Annotated in this window: 15 protein-coding genes; 11 read left to right on the top strand and 4 right to left on the bottom strand. The window is 59.8% G+C overall.

The genetic code is table 11. The annotated features are described in order from the left end of the window. From LAP85_17645 to LAP85_17630, 4 genes are all read right to left on the bottom strand, one after another. On the bottom strand, positions 1-2,106 hold the full coding sequence (locus LAP85_17645; GenBank protein ID MBZ5498228.1) for a transpeptidase family protein: 2,106 nt from the start codon (positions 2,104-2,106) through the stop codon (positions 1-3). Further along, a complete protein-coding gene (locus tag LAP85_17640; protein ID MBZ5498227.1) occupies positions 2,106-2,531 on the bottom strand; it encodes a cell division protein FtsL in 426 nt (141 codons plus the stop codon). Before LAP85_17640 ends, LAP85_17645 begins: the two co-directional genes overlap by 1 nt. Before the next feature lie 61 nt (positions 2,532-2,592). Next, on the bottom strand, positions 2,593-3,525 hold the full coding sequence (rsmH, locus tag LAP85_17635; protein ID MBZ5498226.1) for a 16S rRNA (cytosine(1402)-N(4))-methyltransferase RsmH: 933 nt from the start codon (positions 3,523-3,525) through the stop codon (positions 2,593-2,595). A 69-nt stretch (positions 3,526-3,594) separates the two neighbouring features. Then, the gene (locus LAP85_17630; protein ID MBZ5498225.1) at positions 3,595-4,035 is read right to left on the bottom strand and encodes a division/cell wall cluster transcriptional repressor MraZ; all 441 of its coding nucleotides are present in this window, start codon (positions 4,033-4,035) and stop codon (positions 3,595-3,597) included. A 327-nt stretch (positions 4,036-4,362) separates the two neighbouring features. Between LAP85_17630 and ychF the strand changes: the two genes are divergently transcribed. The 11 genes from ychF (at position 4,363) to rsfS (ending at position 18,530) form a co-directional block, all read left to right on the top strand. After that, complete coding sequence (gene ychF / locus LAP85_17625; GenBank protein ID MBZ5498224.1) at positions 4,363-5,466, top strand: redox-regulated ATPase YchF; 1,104 nt, start codon at positions 4,363-4,365, stop codon at positions 5,464-5,466. A 194-nt stretch (positions 5,467-5,660) separates the two neighbouring features. Next, complete coding sequence (locus LAP85_17620; GenBank protein ID MBZ5498223.1) at positions 5,661-8,525, top strand: BamA/TamA family outer membrane protein; 2,865 nt, start codon at positions 5,661-5,663, stop codon at positions 8,523-8,525. 9 nt (positions 8,526-8,534) lie between these two features. After that, entirely contained in the window at positions 8,535-9,236 is a 702-nt protein-coding gene (locus LAP85_17615; protein ID MBZ5498222.1) for a hypothetical protein, read from the top strand. Continuing rightward, a complete protein-coding gene (locus tag LAP85_17610) occupies positions 9,233-13,156 on the top strand; it encodes a translocation/assembly module TamB domain-containing protein (GenBank protein MBZ5498221.1) in 3,924 nt (1,307 codons plus the stop codon). Before LAP85_17615 ends, LAP85_17610 begins: the two co-directional genes overlap by 4 nt. 81 nt (positions 13,157-13,237) lie before the next feature. Continuing rightward, positions 13,238-13,915, top strand: a complete 678-nt coding sequence (locus LAP85_17605) for a response regulator transcription factor (protein ID MBZ5498220.1) — start codon at positions 13,238-13,240, stop codon at positions 13,913-13,915. Then, a complete protein-coding gene (locus LAP85_17600; GenBank protein ID MBZ5498219.1) occupies positions 13,912-15,381 on the top strand; it encodes a hypothetical protein in 1,470 nt (489 codons plus the stop codon). Before LAP85_17605 ends, LAP85_17600 begins: the two co-directional genes overlap by 4 nt. A gap of 312 nt (positions 15,382-15,693) precedes the next feature. Continuing rightward, positions 15,694-16,017: a 50S ribosomal protein L21 gene (gene rplU / locus LAP85_17595; protein ID MBZ5498218.1), complete on the top strand. Its 324-nt coding sequence runs from the start codon at positions 15,694-15,696 to the stop codon at positions 16,015-16,017. Between the two features lie 15 nt (positions 16,018-16,032). Next, positions 16,033-16,290: a 50S ribosomal protein L27 gene (rpmA, locus tag LAP85_17590; GenBank protein ID MBZ5498217.1), complete on the top strand. Its 258-nt coding sequence runs from the start codon at positions 16,033-16,035 to the stop codon at positions 16,288-16,290. A 109-nt stretch (positions 16,291-16,399) separates the two neighbouring features. Then, positions 16,400-17,404 carry a GTPase ObgE gene (gene obgE / locus LAP85_17585; protein ID MBZ5498216.1) on the top strand — a complete coding sequence of 335 codons (1,005 nt, stop codon included), beginning with the start codon at positions 16,400-16,402 and terminating at the stop codon, positions 17,402-17,404. 41 nt (positions 17,405-17,445) lie between these two features. Then, the gene (nadD, locus tag LAP85_17580) at positions 17,446-18,132 is read left to right on the top strand and encodes a nicotinate (nicotinamide) nucleotide adenylyltransferase (GenBank protein MBZ5498215.1); all 687 of its coding nucleotides are present in this window, start codon (positions 17,446-17,448) and stop codon (positions 18,130-18,132) included. Next, entirely contained in the window at positions 18,132-18,530 is a 399-nt protein-coding gene (rsfS, locus tag LAP85_17575; GenBank protein MBZ5498214.1) for a ribosome silencing factor, read from the top strand. The genes nadD and rsfS overlap by 1 nt, the downstream gene beginning before the upstream one ends. Positions 18,531-18,552: the final 22 nt, after the last annotated feature.

The following is an 18,552-nucleotide window of genomic DNA, read 5'->3' as shown; positions in this document are numbered from 1 at the left end:
TCAGCGCCTGCCGGCCTCAACCCGCTGTCTTGCCCCGGTAGCCGTCCCGCCTGTGGCGGCGGAAGGCTGGTGGGGAGGAGTGGATTTGGCGCGCGCGAAAGTTACGCTGCACGTGTCTCCTGCGGGGACCAGCGTACCCGCAGGCGGCAGTTGGAAGACCGCGGTGCCTGTGCCGGAGGTCTGGACCTTGAGGCCCAGCTCCTGGCAGCGCTCGACGACGGTGCGTTTCGACATGCCGCTGAAGTCCGGCACCGCGACACTGGCAGAGGCCACTCGTACCGTGATGACACCGTCCTGCTCTGTTCCATCCTTGGTTCCCGCGGGAGCCGTAAGGGGAAGAACAGGCGTGGCGTTCGGGCGGAAATCCTCCGCGTCGACGACAATGGACGGGTCGAACTTCGGCATTTTCACGGGTACCGTCTGGTCGGGAGGAACGCCAAGCTGAAGCAGTGCCCCCTGAGCGATCGCGCGGAAGACCGGAGCTGCGACGGCTCCCCCGTAATAGCCGCCCTTGGGCTCGTCGATCTGGACGAGCACCGTGATCCTGGGCCGGGGCAGGGGAGCAAAGCCGATGAAGGAAGCAAGATACTTGCTGTTGGAATAACGGCCGTCGATGATCTTCTGGGCAGTGCCTGTTTTTCCGGCGGCTCGATAACCTTCCAGGGCCGCGGCCCTGCCGGTGCCGCGCAACACCACCCCTTCAAAGGCATCACGCACCGCCGCAGCTGTTTCAAGCCGCATGATGCGCGTGCTCTCCGGCTCGTGAACTCTCACCAGATCGCCATTGGAATCGATCACGCGGTCCACGACCGACGGGCGGACCAGATAGCCGCCGTTGGCGATGGCGTTGATAGCGGTCAAAATCTGCATCGAGGTGACACCAACTTCCTGGCCAAACGAGATCGCCGCCACGGACAGGGCAGACCACTGGCTCATATCCCGGACCAGACCCACGCTCTCGCCCGGCAAATCGATCCCCGTCCTTGAGCCGAACCCGAAAGTACGGAGGGCCTCATAAAGCCGCTGCTCACCGAGAAGCAGTCCCAGTTTTGCTGCCCCGATATTGGACGAGTGTTCGAGGACTTCGTTGAAGGTCAAGATGCCATAGGGCTGGTGATCGTGGAAGACGTGCCCGCCGATGGTCATCGAACCCATCTGGCAATCAATTGGCTTGTCCGGCCACGTCAGCCCAGCTTCCAGGGCGGCGGTGGCAACCACTACCTTGAAGGTGGATCCAGGCTCGAAGAAATCCGAAACCGCGCGGTTACGCCAGAAATCGGGCGCATATTCATTATACGCGTTACAGTTGAAACCTGGATAGCCTGCAAGTGCCAGGATTCGACCCCGGTCGGAATCCATCACAATGGCCACTCCGGCACGGGCGTTCGCATCTTCGACTCCTGCCGCCAGCTCGCGCTCGGCAATGTATTGGATCGACTTGTCGATGCTGAGGACGAGGGAGTTCCCCTGGACCGGCGGTTTCTCGACCCGGCCCCGGAAGGAACGCCGGCGTGCATCCACATCGAAGGAGATCTGCCCCTCGGTTCCCTTGAGCTCATGGTCGTATTGCAGCTCGACCCCGGCGCCGCCATCGCCGTTCAGATTTGCGAAACCCACTACATGACTCGCGAGCTCGCGGTTGGGGTAGACGCGCATGCTCTCTTCCACCAGATAGATGCCATCAATACCGAGCGCCTCGACCCGCCCCTCGTCCTTTGGATCGATCCTGTGTTTCACGAACATGAAATTCTTGCGCGCAGGATTCCTCATCCTCGCTTGCAGCTCCCCGGCATCCATGTTCAGGATCGAGGCCAGGCTTTTTGCGGCCGCCGGGATGTCGTGGATGCTGCGTGGTGCAGCTACGACCGTACTAACTGTGACACTGCTGGCGAATTCATCCATGTGGCAATCATAGATGACGCCGCGGGGCGCTTTGATGAAACGGGTCACCTGCTGCAGCAGCGCCGCCTGCTGTGTAAACTCCTCGTGACGAAAGACTTGGAGCTGTACCAGGCGGGCACCGATGAGCCCGCACCATAGGAAGATGCCGCCGATGACTAGAGCCACCCTAACCGGATTGGAGCGCTTCCTTGGTTCGGCCATCATCAGTTGTTCGCAGAAGATCTCCTCGGTTGGACACCTGTCGGTTGCGCATTGACCAAGGCCAGAGCCGCAGGCCGCGCGTCAAGCTCCCGAAATCTCGATACGATCCGCTGATAGGGCCCGAGGGGCTGCATTGCCAGCTCATTGCGGGCAATGAGGTCGATGCGCTCGGGGTTCTTGAGCGTCTCTTCTTCGAGAATCAGGCTGATCTGCGTGCGCGTCAGTGACTCCTCGGTTACCTTGAGATTCTGCACCGCATAGCCCAGGGCGACAATCCGGCTCCGGATCCAAACGTAGCCGACAAGCGCCCCCGCGACCATAAGAATGCAGAGCATGCTTGCCAGGAGATCCACCAGACTGCGAGTGTCGGGCCTGTGCGGGATCCTGTAGTTTCGCGTCTCTGCTCCAGCGGACCAATCAGTCATCATGTTTACAGCCTCCTCGGGTTGGAGGGGCGGTTAGCCTGAAAAGAACCGGTGCTACCCACTATCAACTGCGCTCGAGCGCCCTCAGTTTTGCGCTCCGGGCACGCGGATTGGTTGCCAGCTCGGCGTCGCTCGGGGTGAGGGGGCGGGAAGTGATGACTCGAGCGCGCTCCTGCAGGGGACAAGTGCACAGAGCCGGAGGGCGCTCGCAGACGCAGTTGCCAGACAGCATGCGGAAAGACCTTTTCACGATGCGGTCTTCCAGAGAATGAAACGAAATCACCACCAGCCTGCCGCCAGGCTTAAGGAAGGAGAGGATATTGGAAAAGAAGTCCTCCAGGCCTTCAAGTTCCTGGTTGACTGCAATGCGCAATGCCTGGAAGGTCCGCGTCGCGGGATGAACCCTGCGTGCGCCCCGGCTCCTGACGGCACGGCTTACAATCTCAGCCAGGTGAGAACACCGCGTGATGCGCGCTCCCTCACGGGCCGCAGCGATCGCAGCGGCGATCCGGCGCGAGAACCGCTCCTCTCCATAGCGGTAGATGAGATCGGCGAGCTGCTCCTCAGGCAGATCATTCACCAGATCGGCCGCCGTGAGCCGCTGGGTGCGATCCATGCGCATGTCCAGCAGGTCTTCGCTCTGGAAACTGAACCCGCGCTCGGGCAGCAGAAGCTGGTAGGAAGAGACACCGAGGTCCACCAGGATGCCGTCGATCGGCCGGATCCCCAGGTTGTTTAGAACCAGGGGGAGGTTTTTGAAGTTTTCATGCAGCAGGCGGGTGCCGTCCGAGTAGGGCTGAAGGTGAAGCCGGGCCTTCTCCAGGGATTCCTCGTCGCGATCAAGCCCGATCAACATCCCTCCCGGCTGGATCTTCTCGAGGATTGCCCAGGCATGGCCTCCCAGACCCAAAGTCGCATCGACGAAGACACCCCCCGGCCCGCACTGGAGGAGTTCGAGCACCGCCTCCCGCATCACGGGCAAATGCTCAGGTGCTATGCCGTTCGATGAGTTGCATGCCATACCGGCCTGCCAGATCGCTCTCACCATGCCTCCCAGCCCCCTGCGTCAGATGCCCAGCTCCGCCAGCCTCTCCCACTCCGAGTCGCTGAGAGGCTCTGATTTGACTTTCCCGCGAATGACCTCGTTGTTCCACACCTCTAAATGATCGTTCTGCGCCACCACTCTGACGTCACCGAAGATCTGGGCATCTTCCCGCAGATCCTGGGGAATGAGAATGCGTCCCTGCGGGTCCATCTGCGCGAGAATGCCGTAATAGCTCGTGATTTCGAGCAGCTTCTGCTTCGCCTGATCCATGCGTGGAGGTGCCTGAAGTTTCTGCGCGATCTGCTCCCAGACGGGAATCGGATAGATCTGGGCGCACTTGCCGTTGGTGCTCGTGACAAAGTAGGTGTTGTCCTCCGTCTCAGGCAGATCGCGACGGAACTTGGCCGGGATCTTCAGGCGGAATTTGTCGTCGATTTTAGCGGGACAGCTTCCCCAGAGCATGGGCCCTCAACAACAGCAATGTTGAACTTCTGGAAAGAACGTTGCTAACGGGGAAAGTAGATCCAAGCGACCCCTGTCAACCACATCGGACCACTTTGGACCACGGTGAGAAAATAAAGCTCCCCTCGGAATATGTCAAGCAAATCTTTCGATTATTTACACTTTTAAAGCATTTTGGGGCCTCTTGGCGAAGGAATGTCGATTTTTTTAATCTTGGCAACTACCCGCCGGCCGTGAATCCACCCGGAAAATGAGAAAACGCGTATTCCTGTCGCCGCATTTCTTTCGTGTTAAGATAATCCGCCGTTTCCGTGGGGAGGAAAGCGAGTGAGAGTCGGCATCGTCGGGCTACCGTTGGTAGGAAAGAGCACCATTTTCAATTTGTTGACGCACGGGCATGTCGACACGTCATCGTGGGGCGGCGGCAAAGGCGAGGCCCACATCGGCGTGGCCCAGGTGCCGGACCCAAAACTGGTGCGGCTGGGAGAGATCTTCCGTCCGAAAAAAATCACTCACGCCACGGTCGAATATGTCGATCTGCCGGGCCTGGCCCGCGGAGAAAGTAAGGCGGTAGAGTCGCGCGAGATGAGCACCTACCTCAACAGCCTCAAGAATGTCGACGCGCTGGTGCAGGTGGTGCGTGCCTTCGCGGATGAGAACATCCCGCATCCGGAAGGGAGCATCGACCCGCTGCGTGACATCGCGCTCTTCGAGCTGGAGATGATTTTTTCCGATCTGGCGATTATCGAGAAGCGGCTCGAACGCCTTTCCAAGGATCTGAAAAAAGCGAAAACACCCGAACTCGAGCTGGAGAACGCAGTGCTCGAACGCTTCAAGGCAGCTCTGGAGCAGGAACGGCCCCTGCGCGATCAGGCATTGACCGAGGAGGAGCACAAGAGAGTCAGAGGTTTTACCTTCCTGTCGGCGAAGCCCATGCTGCTCGTCCCCAATCTCGGCGATCAGGACATTGCCAGGATACCGCATGTGATTCAGGAGTTTGGATTGCAGAGGCAGGCGGCGCAGAGGGGCATCGGCATCACTGCGGTGTGCGGAAAGATCGAGGCGGAGATTTCGGCTCTGGCTGAGGAGGATGCACGCCTCTTTATGGAGGATCTCGGGCTTCCGGCAAGCGGTCTGGCCCGGATCATTCAGGAGTCTTATGCGCTGCTCGGATTGATTTCCTTTTATACGGCCGGAGATCCGGAAGTCCGGGCCTGGACCATCCCGCGCAACACGTCGGCGCTGCAGGCTGCCGGGGTCATTCACAGTGACTTTGAGCGGGGCTTCATCAAGGCGGAAGTCGTCGCCTACGACGACATGATCCAGCTGGGCTCCTTCGCGGCGGCGAGAAACAAGGGTGTGCTTCGCCTGGAGGGGAAAGACTATCTGGTCCGGGAATGTGATGTGATTCTGTTCCGCTTCAACGTGTGAGTGGGAAGGGAGGAGGTTAAGAGTTGGAATCCGATGTCCGGAGACAAACGACCGCGGGCAGGTCCCACCCCGCAGTGATCACCGTCTGCGGCCGGTTGCCTGTATGCGGACTCCCGACTCCTCACTTCAGCCCGATGTGATATGCTAGTTTTGATCCGCCATGGAACCGAGCCTCCGTGGGATCCACAAATGTCATGCGCGACTCCGAACCCCTCATCGGCGCCCTCATATGTCTCGCAGTCGTTCTGACTGCGCCTTGGGCGGCAGCTTTCGATCTTGCGACTGACGCCGAGCTGTTCGGCAAAATCATCCTGAAGATCGAGTATCTGAATGCCGACTCAGACCGGCCTCTGGAGCATGCTCACTACGATCGCATCATCCCCTTGAGGGAGAGCCGGCCGCTGACGCGGACTGAATTGAAGGATGCGATTCAGGCCCTTTACGACACCGGAAGCTTTTCGGACATCGCCGCTATCGCAGTCCCCGAAGGAGAGGGGGTCAAGCTCCAGTTCCGCCTTCGCCTGAGCAGGTACTTCAACCGTTTTTTTGTCCCGAAGGGCATTGACCTGGGAGGCCGGTCCCCGGCGGAGGCCATGGGGCTCCCGGTCGGGGAGCGTTTTTCGGCGCAGAAGCTGCAGCAAGCCACGCAGGCGGTGCTGACCTTCATGCGCGAGAAAGGATACTACCAGGCGGAGGTGACGCCGCCCGCGCCGCCGGACGGAGACAGCGAACTGGTGGACACCACCTTCGATGTCCGACCTGGTGAGCTGGCTACGGTCCGATCCCTGGTGGTTCAGGTCGAGCCCGAGCAGGAGCGCATCGCGATCCGCAAGCGATTGGGATTGAAGGAAGGGCAGCCGTACCGCCGGGATCGCTTCCTCAAGCGCCTCGATGGCTTGAAGAAGTATCTTGTTGGCCGAGGTTTTCTCGAAGCCGAACCCACACTCAAGGAGTCCTACGAGCCCGGCGACAACTCGATTGCTCTCGACCTGACGATTGCCAACTTCGGGCAGGTGCGCATCGCGGTGGAGGGCTTCAAGATCCCGAAAGACGAGCAGCGCCGCTTGCTCCCTGCCTTGTCGGGCGAAGGGTTGCGCCCCGAGTTGCTCGAGGAAGGGAAGGCCAACCTGCAGGAGTATCTCGAGGAACGAGGGTACCCGGAAGCGACGGTGGAAATCCAGGAGAGCCGGGATCACGCCGGAGTGCGGCTGCTCCGTTATGTCATCGATCGGGGCCGAAGCATCATCGTGAGCGAGGTCAGGTTCCGCAACAACCGGGCGCGCACAGATGCGGACCTTGTCAAAGCCATCCAGATCCAGCCATCTCACTTGCTGCGCAAATCCGCCTACAGCGTCGCGAAGCTCGACTCCGACGTGGAAGCCCTGCAATCGCTGTACCGTACCGCCGGCTATCTCGAAGCGACGGTCGTGCCCCTCGTCGAGCTGCTGAAGGATGGAGAGAAACTCCGGATTACCTTCGAATGCAACGAGGGCGTCCAGGCACGCGCCAGGTCGGTAACGATTGTGAGCAGCGAAAGCCTGCAGGCCGCAACGCTCGCGGCTACATTCACAGCGGGCCATAGCCTGTCAGTGACGGCGCTCGCGGTCACGAGCGCGGCAAACCAGCACCTGCCTGCCCCCGCGCTCGCGGTCAAGATGCGCTTGAAGGAAGGGGGACCTTACTCCCCCAACCTGGCGGAATACGATCGCCAGGCTATCCTGGCGGCATACAATGACGCGGGATTTCTGCAGCCGGCCGTAAGCTACCGGATCGACGATTCCGACAACAGCGACAAGTACGCCGTCACCTTCCAGATCACGGAGGGGGAGCAGTCTTTTGTCGACAAGATCGTGGTCCTCGGGAAAGAACGGACGAGGGAATCGGTCATCGCAAAGCGAATCAAACTGAAGCAGGACGGGCCTCTCAGCCTGGGTAAGATGCTGGAAACGCAGCAGGCCCTTTACAGTACAGGTGTTTTCGACCTGGTACGGGTGAATCCTCAGAATCCTGAAAGCGCCGCCCCGTACCAGAACGTCATCGTACGCGTGCAGGAGGCCAGGCCGCTCACATTGCGCTACGGTTTCGGCTACCAGGAAAGGGAAAAGGTGCGCGGGATTCTGGAAGTGAGCGACCTCAACATCTTCGGCCTGGGGCAGAGCGTCGACCTCAGTTTGCGGGGGAGCGCCATCGAGCAGGCCGGGATCCTCAGCTTCAAGCAGCCGCAGGTGCGCTTTCTGCCGGTCGATTCCTACATGACCTTCTCCGGCTCAAAAAAGCAGCAGATCAGCTTTGACGAGAGGCGCCTGGATCTGTCCTACCAGTACAGTCACGCGATCAGCAATCACACCTGGAACATGCTGCGCTATAGTTTTACCAACGTGCGCGTGTCCCAAGTGACGCCGGATCTTCTGCGTGAGGAGACACCGCGAAATCTCTCGACCATCTCGGCATTCTATGTCAACGACACACGCGACAATTACCTGGACCCCATAAAAGGTTTCTTTACCTCGACCGATCTCGGTTTCACCTTGAATCATGGCGGCCATGGTTATTACGCATCCCTCTACACCCAGAACAGCTACTACCGGAAACTCAAAGGACCTCTTCTGATGGCCTCATCCTTCCGCATGGGCCTGCTGTTCCCGATCGCCGGGGATACCAGTGTTCCCGTGGGTGAGAGGATTCCCATCAGTGAAAGGTTCTTCGCCGGCGGCAGCGCGAGCCTGCGCGGTTTCTCGACCGACCTGGCCGGCCCCTTGGGTCTGAACCATGAGCCCATCGGCGGCAACGCCCTACTGATTGGCAACCTGGAGTTGCGTGCTCCCATGGTGAACCCGTTGGAGCTCGCGGTCTTCTATGACGGCGGCAACGTCTTTTCGAGTATGAGCGCGATCCGGCTTTCCGAGGTCAGCCATACGGTCGGAGTCGGGCTGAGAGTGAAAACGCCTTTGGGTCCCATACGCATCGACTACGGCGTAAACCTCAACCTGTCCGCGACTCTCCGATCACTCGGATATAAACAGGGACATTTTTTCCTGACCATCGGGCCGCCTTTCTGAGGAACGGATATGAAGAAGCTCTGCATCATTGCCGTGGCAGCCGGCTGGTTAGTCGCAGCCAGCCCCCAAGCGCGCGAGGTGCGCGCCTCGGCCCAGGAAATCGACCGGTTGCTGGCTGCCGTGAATGGAAGGGTGATCACGGAATGGGACCTCAGACTTGCGCGCACGCTCAACGCCATTCTCGAATTGGGCCGGAATGTCGCGCCGCAGTCACGACAGAAGGAACTGGATCGGCTCATCAATCAGGAGCTCATCCGCCAGGAGATGGAGAACTTCCCGATCGGGCAGGCAGACCGGAACAATCTCCAGGTGGAGATTCAGGACAAGATGACGGGTCTGAAGAATGCCTATGCGGAAATCGGAGGGCTGCCCGCGCTGCTGCGGCAACTCGGTCTGCAGGAGGATGAGCTGGTCTCCTATATCGACTTGATCGCACTCACCGAGAAGTTCAGCAACCTGCGCTTCGGCCCCTTTGTAACCGTCTCCGACGCCGAAGTGGAGGCCTATTATGGCGAGAAGCTGTTGCCGGTGCTGAAGAAGTCCGGCCTCGCCCCGCCTCCGATGGCCGAAGTGGCGGCGACCATCACCGACACTGTGAAACAGGAGAAAATCAGCTCCGCTATGGACCAGTGGATTGAAAACATCAGAAACCACTCGCACATTGAGATCTTCGGCAATGCCCCGCGCCTACCGGAGAAAGAACGGTCATGAGAGTAAGGCCCCGCACGATGATGATCGCGGCTGCCGCCCTGATCCTGCTCGGCCTCGGGGCTGCCGAAGTTATCTATCTGCGCTCCGCGCGCTTCCAGCAGCGCGCGCGCGCCGAGATCATCACCCGTATCGAGCAGGCGACCGGCCTGCATGTGGGGATGGACCAGTTTTCCTTGAATATTTTGCGTGGCAGGTTCTCGGTAACCCGGCTCGAGTTGGGATCCCGGAAGAGCTTCGGTCTTACTGTCGACGAGGTCTCAGGTTCGCTTCGTCTGGCCGCCTTGTGGCGGCCCAAGATCGATCTGGATGAGCTCATTTTGATACGGCCCCACATGTCGATCGTGCCGCAGCCGGGCGGGCCCCCCTGGAGCATGGAACCGGTAGTCCGCAGATCGCTCGAAGTCGCGGCCCGCAAAGCTACGATCCAGGATGGCTGGGTGGAGTACGACAACCGGCGCATACCACTGGATCTTGCACTGGATGCGCTGGAATGCACGATACAGTATCAGCCCAGCCCGCAGAGCTATGCGGTGCGGGTCGCCTATAAGAACAGTCCGCTCCTCTGGTCCGGCCGAAAGTTCGTCTACGACCTGGACGCGCACCTGAACCTTTTGCCTACCGGCCTCGACATCGTCGAGTATCAAGTCCGTGAAGACAAGAGCCGTTTCAGCGGCAGCGGCACTCTCCGGAACTGGAATTCCCCGGCATTGGAAGCGCATGCGGTGGGGACCCTGGCTGGGGAAGACGCCTATCTCCTTTCTCCCGACATCAAGGACGCCCGCGGCATTGTGAACGTTGACAGCAATATTCGCTGGGATGCCCGCGGATTTCACATGGCGGGACGGTTCCAGGGGGATGCCACCAGCTACCGGCAGTCTGTCGCCCGCTCGCTCACGGGATTGTTCGAGGTCAAGGACGATGTACTCATGCTTCGGGAGGTGCGCGGCCGGGTGGGCGACGGCAGCTTCCGGGTCGAAGGCGCCGTGCAGCTCAAACCCTCGATTCCCGCGCCGCACCATATCAGAATCTCCGCGCACGACATCGTGATCCGTGACGCCTCCGGAATCCTGGACTTGCGCACCCTGGCTCTGGAAAACAGCGTCGATGCCGAAGTTGTGCTCGAATGGCGCCTCGGTCAGCGGGACCTTACCGCGGAGGGATCCGTTAACCTGCATGGGCTGCCGGATGCAGCTCCCGGATCTGAAACCAGGACGGCGCTGCAGGGGACTGCCGAGTTCTCATTCCGTGACCAGGCCTGGTATGTGAAAAGGGCGAGCCTTTCCTCCCCAGGCACGCGCCGCATGGAGATTGCGGGCCTGGATCCCGAACGAGCCCGCGTTCAACTGGATACGGAACAACCCGCGGAGGTCTTCCGTATTCTCCGCGGTTTTTCCCAATCCCTGGAAGATCTGTTTGCCGGCAGGCCTGATTTGATGGAAATCTCCGGCAGCTACCATCTTGATGGCGACGTCCTCCTGCGCCCGACTGAGCCGATGGGTTATGAGGGGCAGGCATCGGTCACCAAAGGGCGCTGGCGTACTTACAGCCTCGACAGCCTGAGCGGCACGGCTTCCTGGGACGGGTCGAGGCTCCGGCTGCGCTCGATGAATCTGCTGAAAGGGAAACAATCGGCCGAGGGCGAAATCCGGATCGATCTGCCGCAAGGAAACGCCGGTCCTGAGCTGGCTTTCAACGGGAAACTCCACCAGATCTCACTCGCCGCGCTCGGCGAATTCGGGATCGATCTCCAGGCACAGATCACGGGCGCCTTGAGCTACCAGGGCTCGATCTCCTACCAGCGGGGCACGATTCAGGGAGACGGACAGCTCCAGGTCGAAAGCGGCAGTTTAAGCGGGCAGTCATTTGATTCGCTGCGCGCGCGGGTGCAAGTCAAAGGCCAGGAAATCAGTATTACGGACGGCCAGGTCCATCGTGGAGCGGCTGTGATGAGCGCGCATGGCAGGGTCAACCTGGAAACGCGGCAGGTGAACCTCGTAACCCGGCTGGAAGAGCTGCCGCTGCTGGCGATTCCGGAAGTCAAGGCCAGCGGGGTGGCTGTGGACGGCCGCGTAACGGCTTCAGGCGAGATCCTCGGAACACTGGATCAGCCCGAGGTCAGGGGGGGCGATGTTCGTGTCCAGGGCCTGCGCCTTGCGGGTTGGGAGCTGGGGAAGGGGAGAGCGACCGTGGAGTTGCACAACCGGATCCTGACGGTGAAGGATATCGACGTTCAATCCGAACTCGGCAACTTCCGAGGCAACATCAGCATCAGGACCGATCCAGGATACCCGGGCACGGCAACGCTGAGCTTCAGCGACTGGAACGTAAAGAAGATCCTCGCGGAAAATGCCCCTGCGCTTTTCAGCGATCTGAACACCGCGCTGCACGGCACTCTCGTGATCGAAGGGCCTTTTGCCGACTACTCCAAGCTGCACTACCGCGGGGAGATGGATGGTGCCCGTTTCAAGGTCCACGGCTATGAGCTCCACAACGACGGCATGATGCGCTTTTCGGGTGACGCTGCGAAGGTGGTGGTGGAGGAGGCTCGCCTGATGGGGGAAGGGAGCAGTCTGGCACTCGAGAAGAACGGAGTGATTCCGTTCGACTCGGATCATGCGGCGCTCAATCTGCACCTCACGGGCAAGCTCAATCTTGTGTTTCTGGATCGCCTGGCCGCCCAGATCGGAGTTTCCGGCTACGCGGCTCTTGATGTCAGCATCACAGGACCCTGGCGCGCTCCCGATGTGATCGGCAGGGCTACGCTCGAGGACGCTCGTGTCGATTATGAGGATCTGCCATACAAGTTTTCTGGGCTGCGCGGAAACATCATCTTTTCGCGGGACATGATCAGGCTCGAGAATGTGACCGGGGCGATCGCTACCGGCACCATCCAGATCACCGGATCCGTCGAACATCAGAATGCCAGGTTGCAGGGCATCAATCTCCAGGCCTCCGTGCGCAAGGCGCGCCTGCGTTACTCGAAGGACCTTGTGGCTACCATCGACGCCGATCTGAACATGAAGGGGCCGCCGGAAGCCCAGGTGCTGGCTGGCGATGTGACGGTCCTGCGCGCAGAATACCTGCGCGATTTCAGCCTGTTCGAACAGTTCATTAGCCTGCCGGCGGGACCGCCGGGGCCCCAGGTCAAAGATTCCCCGTTTGCCGGCACCCGCTTGTTCATTTCGGTTCATTCCCAGGGCGGGCTGTACATCGACAACGAGCTTGCGCGGGTACAGGGGAACATGGCGCTGACGCTGCGCGGCACCTTCGCGTATCCTTCCCTGACGGGCCGCGTGGAAGCCACTGAAGGGGCCATCTTTTTCCGCGGGAATCGCTTTGACATCGTGCGGGGTTCGGTCGATTTCGTGGACCGCAACCGGATCAATCCCGTGCTCGATATCAGAGCGGAGGCGGACGTCCGCAGTTACAGAATCCGCCTCGACGTCAACGGCGATCTGGAGCACCTGGGCAAGAGCGGCCTGACCGTATCCTCGGATCCGCCTTTGTCGGAGGTCGACATTGTCGCGCTCCTCACCACGGGCAAGTCGGACGATACGCTGACAACGACGACCGAAAATCCGCGGCGCCAGTCGGAAATGACCGGCCTGAGCGCGGCCAGCATTCTCTCGGAACAGATGACTTCAGTAGTGGGCAAGCGGGTGGAGCGCATCTTCGGGCTCAGCACGTTCCGGGTTGATCCCTTCCTGGCGGGTGCGGAGAACGATCCTACAGCCCGCGTGACAACGAGCAAGCGCCTGTCCAAGGACCTTGCGGTCACATTCTCGCGCAATCTCTCCACCAACCAGGAACAGATCGTGGTGGTCGAGTACGATGTCGGCAGGAACCTGACGATTGTAGCGACCCGCGATGAGAGCGGAAAATATGGCATAGACTTCCGGCTCCGCAAGCGCCTTCGGTGAAAGCTATTACATTTTTCCAATCTACCGAGTAAAATGGAGGGTTCGGCCGTATGAGCGGCTGCCAACAATGAGGTTTGATTTATGAGAATTCTCGTTATCGAGGATGAAAGTAAGGTTGCCAATTTTGTGAAAAAAGGGCTGGAGCAATCCGGTTACGAAGTGGACGTGGCAGCCGACGGCGAAGAGGGCTTCGACAAGTTCCGTGCAATTGACTATGATCTCGTCCTTCTTGATCTCATGCTGCCGAAGATCACCGGGTGGGAGCTGATCCCGCTGCTCCGCAAACGCAAACCCACGCTCCCGATTCTGGCCGTCACTGCGAAGACGGCAGTGGAAGATCGTGTCCAGGGTCTCAACCTGGGCTGTGACGATTACCTGGTCAAGCCTTTCTCCTTCGCCGAGTTGCTTGCGCGCATCCAAGTGCAGCTCCGGCGCGGCATCACTTTGGGAACCGCGGAACTGCGCGCCGCAGACCTCGTGCTCGATCCCCTCAAACGCAAGGTCACGCGAGCGGGCAAGACCATCGATCTCTCCAACAAGGAGTTTGCCCTTCTGGAGTATCTGCTGCGCAACAAAGACGAGATCGTGACCCGCAACATGATTGTGGAAAATGTCTGGGATTCCAGCTTCGACAACTTCACCAACGTCGTAGACGTCTACATTAATTACCTGCGCAACAAGGTGGACCGCGGCTTCGACCAGCAACTCATCCAGACCGTTCGTGGTGTCGGCTACACCCTCCGGAGCTCTGCATCGTGAATGTAAGGACTCTTCGTTTCAAGCTCAGCTTGACGAACGGCCTCTTCATCTCCATCTTTTTTGTACTCTTCGGGTACGTGCGCTACCAGACCTTCGCCTATCGCGCCGAGCGCAGTTTCGAACGGAGCATGGGGCACCAGGCGGACTTCTTTGCCAAAAACATCCGCGCCACGCCCGATGGGTTTGACTGGAAGACAAGCGTGGCTCCGGCCGACGTGCTGGCGCTGGACACGATCCGTCCCTTCTTTGTCCTGACGGATCTCAGCGGACACGTGCTGCGTGAGGAGATCTACGGCTGGTACATCAAAACCATGTTGACGGGGAAGGACCTCGAACACGTCCTGCACTGCCAATCCGGCTTCAGCGACGCCGCAGGTAACGATGGCCGGCGCTTCCGTTTCATCAACAAGATCATGCCTTCGGAAAACGGGCAGACCGTGGTCCTGCACCTCGGAAGACCGCTGGATCAACTGACCGAACTGCTGGACGAGTACATGCGGATCTATTTGTGGTCGGTGCCTCTCGTCCTTATCGTTGCCGGCGGGGTCGGCTGGTTTCTTGCCGTGCACGCACTCAAACCTTTTGAGGAGGTGGCGAAGACGGCAGAGCAGATCACCTTGGAGAAATTGAACACCCAGATCGTGAACGCGCGCAAGGAGGAGGAGGTTCAGAGGCTGGTGCAGTCGTTCAACTCGATGGTGGCGCGCCTGAGCCAGTCGTTCGAGCAGATGCGCAAGTTCAATGCCAACGTCGCGCACGAGCTGCGTACGCCCCTGGCGATTCTGCAGGGTGAGAGCGAAATCGCGCTGAGGTCGGGATCAATTACGGAGGACATCCGCTCCGTCCTGATCAGCAATCTGGAGGAGCTCGGGCGCCTGACCCGGATCGTAAACGATATTCTGACGCTCTCGGAAGCCGAGGCAGGCGCACAGGTACTGGAGAAAAGACCTGTCAATCTGAAACCCCTGATCGGCGACCTGGCGGACCAGATGCAGCTGCTGGCCATGGAGCGCAACATCAAGATCGATGTTCAGGATCTTCCGGATGCCATGGTGGAGGCGGATGACCTGTGGATGCGCCGCGCCGTGCTCAACCTGCTCGACAATGCCATCAAGTACTCCAGGGACGGGGGGAGAATTCTCGTCTCCATGACCAGCGACAAGGCCAAGGTGCATATCAGTATTCGCGACGACGGCATCGGTATAGCCAAGCAGGATCTGCCGTACATTTTTGATCGCCTGTTCCGGACTGATCCGGCGCGCAACCGCAACAGCGGCGGTTCAGGACTGGGTCTGGCGTTAGTCAAATGGGTGGTTGAGGCCCACAACGGGCAGGTTCAGGTATCCAGCGAACCCGACCAGGGAGCCGATTTCATCGTCGAGCTTCCTCTGCTGCCGGCCGGGTTCAAAAGTGTTGCGGCCAGAACGACGAAGACAAGCCACATAACGCAGAGCCCCACACTTTAGCGATTGGCATAAGGGCCGGGCACGAATGACAGTGCGGGCATTGCCGCACCCCAATAATCTCAGCGCAGAGCTCCTGAGATCGCAGAGACCGCGGAACATCCGAGATTCCTGCCCGCGGCGCAAGGCTATAATGGCTGGTGTTCGGAGAGCACGAATAGAAGGCAGAATCGCCGAAAGGCGATAATGCGCTCATCCAAACCCGATTGGCATGCTTCGAGGCTGCCTTTTGCCCCCTTGAGCCTTACCGGTTTGTGTTGTATTTTGACTCAGGCTCGACGTATAGTATATGTTTTGTCACAGGAGGTCGGGACCGTGTACGCAGTCATCAGAAGTGGCGGCAAGCAGTATCGGGTTGCTGAGGGTGAGGTGGTTCGCCTGGAGAAGCTCGAGGTTGAATCGGGCTCCGTGGAGTTCAAAGATGTGCTGCTGGTGAACACCGGCGAGCAGACTCTAATCGGTCAACCACTGGTGGCAGGAGCGACCGTCACCGGCACGGTCGAGGGAGAGGGGCTGGAGGACAAAGTCCTGGTTTTCAAATACAAGGCGAAGAAGCAATATCGCCGCACCCGCGGGCACCGGCAACCGTTTGCGAAGGTGCACATCGACAAAATCAGCGTCGCAGCGAAAACGGCGTAATCGGCAGAGGGTAGCATGGCACACAAGAAGGGCGTGGGTAGTTCCAGAAACGGTCGTGACAGCCAGTCCCCACGGCTGGGAGTGAAGCGTTTTGCAGGTCAATCGGTGAGCGGCGGGACCATCATCGTGCGGCAGCGAGGGTCGAAATTGAAACCGGGGCTCAATGTCGGGATCGGCCGTGATGATACCCTGTACGCTAAGATTTCGGGAATTGTCAGGTTCCAGAACCGGGGACGTTTGGGTCGTTTTGTCCATATCGAGGCGGAGTCATAACCACCAGGATCTCGCGGTAACAAGTGATTATTAAAACAGGACCCCCCAGTGGGGTCCTTTTTGTTTCTATGTCGTCTGGGACCCGGACGAACAAGCACCAGGTTTCATGATGTTTATCGATCGCGCCAAGATTACCGTATATGCCGGTAACGGCGGCAACGGCTGCATGGCCTTCCGGCGCGAAAAGTTCGTGCCGCGCGGCGGGCCGAGCGGCGGCGACGGAGGCAAGGGGGGAGACGTTTATTTCGAATGCTCCGAGCGCGTCAATACGCTCCTGCATTTCCAGTATAAGAGGGTATTCAGGGCCGGGCGGGGCCGGCATGGGGAGGGCTCCCGCCGCCACGGCAGGGACGGTGAGGACATTACCATTCTGGTGCCTCCAGGGACGCAGCTCTTCAAGGAACCCGAGCATATTCTGCTCAAGGACTTCGCCAGGCCCGGCGAACGGTTACGGGTCGCCGAAGGAGGCAAAGGCGGCAGGGGCAATGCGCAGTTCGCCACCCCGACCCATCAAGCCCCGCGCCGTGCGGATCCGGGGCGTCCGGGCGAGGTGCAGGAGCTGGCGCTCAATCTGAAGCTCATCGCCGATGTCGGCCTGGTAGGATTCCCCAACGTCGGGAAATCGACACTGATTTCGCGCATCAGCTCAGCGCGGCCCAAGATCGCCGATTATCCCTTTACCACCCTGGTGCCCCATCTCGGAGTGGTAGCCCTCGACGATTTTCACACCTTTGTGGTTGCGGACATACCGGGACTTATCGAAGGGGCGCACGAAGGGCACGGCTTGGGTGACCAGTTTCTGAAGCACGTGGAGCGCACCAAGATTCTGGTGCACCTTGTTGATGTCAGTCAGCCCGAGCGGGATCCGGTCACGGATTACAAGACCATCATGCGCGAGTTGATGCTTTTCAACGAAGAACTGGCGGCACGCAAACAGGTGGTGGTGGCGTCGAAGGCGGATGCGCTGGCCGATGCGCGCAAGCTTACACGGCTGCGGTCGATGTGCACACGACGCCGGATACCCTTTCAGCGCATTTCTTCCGTCACCGGGGAGGGTATTCCGGAGTTGATCCGGCTCTTGGACAGTCTGTTGGCTTCCGCCGCCGGCGTATAATCCCGCAAGCCGGTCCGGCGCGGACGGAGAGGAGGTTCGATTTGACGGCAAACAGGATCGGCGTCCTGGGCGGAAGCTTCAATCCCGTGCATCTGGGACACCTTCACCTTGCACAGCTCAGCCGTGAGATCTTCGGACTTTCCCAGGTCCTCTTTGCCGTGGCTTCCGTGCCGCCGCACAAGCCGCCTCAGGACTTGATCCCGTTCACGCACCGCTACGCGATGGTGGCCCTGGCGACCTCCGGTCTCGAGTACCTCGTCCCCTCCATGGTTGAGCTCGAGCCGCCTGCCAGCCCGTATTCGATATCAACACTGGCCAAGCTGGCGCGGCGGTTTGGGACGTCCGGCAAGGACCTCTATTTCCTGGCCGGGGGGGATTCGCTTCTGGATGTGGCGGGATGGCACAATAGCGAAACTCTTCTGATGTCGAACAATTTTGTTTTCGTCATGCGTCCCGGCGTGAATGCGCCGGACCTGCGAGCCGCTCTGCCGCAGGCTGCAGCTCCGCACGTGGTTGATTGCAGGGGGCTCGACTCCGGGAGCATGCGGCGCCGGGTTGCCGCGGAGTTGGCGACTCCCGAGTGCCGCATCTTTCTGGTTGATGCCGGCGCGCCTGATATCGCCGCTTCGCAGATACGCAAGCTGGCTTCCCTGGGGCAGAGCATCGGCCACCTAGTGCCGGCTTCCGTACACGAATATATCCTTAAACTTCATCTCTATGGTGAATGATGAACGAAGCTTTGAAGATTGCCATCAAGGCCGTGGACGACAAGAAGGGGATCGACATCGTGGCTCTGGACATCTCTGCCGTGGCCACGTTTGCCGACTGTTTTTTGCTTTGCTCCGGCGATTCATCCCGCCAGATTCAGGCGATTGCCAACGAAGTGGAGGAGAAGCTGGCGGCCAACGGGCACCGTCCTGCCCACGTGGAAGGTTACAGCAACGCGGAATGGATTCTGATGGACTATCTCGATCTGGTGGTCCACATTTTCTCCAAAGAGGCCCGCGCCTATTACGATCTCGAACGTTTGTGGCGGGACGCCAAGACGATCGACGTTGCCAAGCTGCTCGAGCAGGGTGAGCCGGAGGTCGTGCCGGTCCGGCGGCCCCGAAGGCGCCGGTCCTGAAAATTCGATTAGTGCTCCAAAG

Source organism: Terriglobia bacterium, from assembly GCA_020072565.1.
In the GTDB taxonomy this organism is placed as follows: domain Bacteria; phylum Acidobacteriota; class UBA6911; order UBA6911; family UBA6911; genus JAFNAG01.
This window is presented reverse-complemented; position numbering and strand designations above follow the sequence as displayed.

What these genes read in the sequence shown, in the direction of transcription:
- LAP85_17645 (MBZ5498228.1), bottom strand. Translation starts at nt 2,106, where the DNA reads ATGATGGCCGAACCAAGGAAGCGCTCCAATCCGGTTAGGGTGGCTCTA.
- LAP85_17640 (MBZ5498227.1), bottom strand. Translation starts at nt 2,531, where the DNA reads ATGATGACTGATTGGTCCGCTGGAGCAGAGACGCGAAACTACAGGATC.
- LAP85_17630 (MBZ5498225.1), bottom strand. Translation starts at nt 4,035, where the DNA reads ATGCTCTGGGGAAGCTGTCCCGCTAAAATCGACGACAAATTCCGCCTG.
- LAP85_17620 (MBZ5498223.1), top strand. Translation starts at nt 5,661, where the DNA reads ATGCGCGACTCCGAACCCCTCATCGGCGCCCTCATATGTCTCGCAGTC.
- LAP85_17615 (MBZ5498222.1), top strand. Translation starts at nt 8,535, where the DNA reads ATGAAGAAGCTCTGCATCATTGCCGTGGCAGCCGGCTGGTTAGTCGCA.
- LAP85_17610 (MBZ5498221.1), top strand. Translation starts at nt 9,233, where the DNA reads ATGAGAGTAAGGCCCCGCACGATGATGATCGCGGCTGCCGCCCTGATC.
- LAP85_17605 (MBZ5498220.1), top strand. Translation starts at nt 13,238, where the DNA reads ATGAGAATTCTCGTTATCGAGGATGAAAGTAAGGTTGCCAATTTTGTG.
- rpmA (MBZ5498217.1), top strand. Translation starts at nt 16,033, where the DNA reads ATGGCACACAAGAAGGGCGTGGGTAGTTCCAGAAACGGTCGTGACAGC.
- obgE (MBZ5498216.1), top strand. Translation starts at nt 16,400, where the DNA reads ATGTTTATCGATCGCGCCAAGATTACCGTATATGCCGGTAACGGCGGC.
- rsfS (MBZ5498214.1), top strand. Translation starts at nt 18,132, where the DNA reads ATGAACGAAGCTTTGAAGATTGCCATCAAGGCCGTGGACGACAAGAAG.